Below are 1,902 nucleotides of genomic sequence, written 5' to 3' on the forward strand. Positions count from 1 at the left end.
GCGCGAGACCACGGCGTGCACCGCGTCGGGCCGCTGCGCCGCGGCCACCAGCGCGGCACCCGCACCGGTGCTCGCGCCGAAGTAGCCGATCCTCAGGCCCGCGGCGGGCTCGTAGTCGCACAGCCAGTCGGTCAGGCCGACGAGCCGGTCGGCCAGCATGCCGATGTCGAAGCGCAGCTCGCGCGTGCGCTCGTCGACGGCCTCTTCGTCGGAGGTCAGGAGGTCGACGAGCAGCGTGGCCAGCTTCGCCTCGTTGAGACTCTCCGCGACCTGTCGGTTGCGCGGGCTGAAGCGGCTGCTGCCGCTGCCATGCGCAAACAGCACGATCCCGCGCGAGGCCGCCGGCAGGCACAGGTCGGCCTCCAGCGTCACGGAAGAGCGCAGCGGAATGCGGAGCGCGCGGCGCTCGAAGGTTCTGGATGGGGGGTCCAATTTGGCTTCCTTTGCGCGAGGCACTTCACACATTGCTCGGCCTCGCCATCGGTCACCTTAATTTTTTGCAGCGGTTCTTCTGTAGGGCGATGCTCACATTCGCGTAGGTGCAGTGGAGCGTTGCATATTGAAAGAAAACTGCGCTGCAGGTGGGTCCATGGCGCCGCGTGCTCATGGTGCGACGCGCTCCGTGCCAGGATTGATTGATTGGCAGGCGCCGCAACGCGTCCCGCAAAAGGAGGCCACCATGAAAGTCGAGATCACGAAAGCACCCGTCGCACAAACGGAGATGCTGGTTCGCAAGCCCGTCGCAGAGGTGTTCGAAGCGTTCATCGATCCCCGTGTGACAACCAACTTCTGGTTCACCAAAAGCAGCGGCCGGCTCGAGGCCGGCCGCGAAGTCAGATGGGACTGGGAGATGTATGGAGCATCCACATCGGTGCTCGTGAAAGACATCGAACCCGACAAGCGCATCGTGATCGAGTGGGACGGATACAGCGGCCGCACGACGGTCGAATGGACGTTCTCCGAACGCGAGGATGGAACGACCTACGTCGTCATCACGGAGTCTGGATGGACGGGTGACGGAGACGAACTCTTCAAGTACGTTGCCGAGTCGACCCAAGGCTTCACCTGGACGCTTGCAGGACTCAAGGCGTTTCTCGAGCATGGCATCAAGCTGAATCTTGTGGCGGACAAGAACCCCGATGCGCTCAAGGCAGGCTGGCAGCGGGCCTGACCGTTCATTGCCTCTTGCGGCCGGCGCGCACGCGCGGGCTTAGAAAGTCTCCCAGTCTCCGCTGGCGGCGGACGAGCCCGCGATGGCCGCCACCGGCTTGCGCGGCGGTGCAGCGGCAACTGCACGGCGAGCCGGCTGCTCGACATGCGCCTGGACGGGTGCGGGCCTGGGCGGCGCCGCGGCGGGTTCCTCTTCGTCGTCGTCGAGCTTGAAGGTGGCCACCACCTGCGAGAGGCTGTCGGCCTGTTCCTGCAGCGACTGGGCCGCGGCCGCCGCCTCCTCGACCAGCGCCGCGTTCTGCTGCGTCACCTGGTCCATCTGCGCGATCGCCTGGTTCACCTGCTCGATGCCCTGCGCCTGCTCGTGGCTGGCCGCGGTGATCTCGCCGATGATGTCCGTCACGCGCTTGACGCCGCTCACGATCTCTTCCATCGTCTTGCCGGCCTCGCCGACGAGCGCACTGCCCACGTCGACCTTGCCCACCGAATCGTCGATCAGGCCCTTGATCTCCTTGGCCGCCGCGGCCGAGCGCTGCGCGAGGCTTCTCACTTCCGACGCGACCACCGCGAASCCGCGGCCCTGCTCGCCGGCGCGCGCGGCTTCSACAGCSGCATTGAGCGCCAGGATRTTGGTCTGGAASGCGATGCCGTCGATCACGCCGATGATGTCGACGATCTTCCTGGACGAGGCATTGATCGACGCCATGGTGTCCACCACCTGCCCCACCACGC

The 1,902-nt window shown here is 66.0% G+C and carries 3 protein-coding genes; 1 reads left to right on the top strand and 2 read right to left on the bottom strand.

From position 1 onward, the window contains the following. Positions 1-432, bottom strand: a 432-nt coding sequence (locus AC1DOC_RS31745; RefSeq protein ID WP_478131344.1) for a dienelactone hydrolase family protein, incomplete at its 3' end; no start/stop codon positions are given. A 247-nt stretch (positions 433-679) separates the two neighbouring features. On the opposite strand from AC1DOC_RS31745, the gene AC1DOC_RS31750 reads away from it, so the two are divergent. Then, positions 680-1,171, top strand: coding sequence for an SRPBCC family protein (locus tag AC1DOC_RS31750; protein ID WP_478081903.1), 492 nt, complete (start codon positions 680-682; stop codon positions 1,169-1,171). 39 nt (positions 1,172-1,210) lie between these two features. Here AC1DOC_RS31750 and AC1DOC_RS31755 read toward each other — a convergent pair. Then, positions 1,211-1,902: methyl-accepting chemotaxis protein (locus AC1DOC_RS31755; RefSeq protein WP_478131345.1), on the bottom strand; the 692-nt coding region annotated here is incomplete at its 5' end.

Source organism: Variovorax sp. 01T439_2, assembly GCF_056398445.1.

Bases quoted from the DNA above. Each gene is read 5' to 3' on its own strand.
- AC1DOC_RS31750 (WP_478081903.1), top strand. From the start codon at position 680: ATGAAAGTCGAGATCACGAAAGCACCCGTCGCACAAACGGAGATGCTG.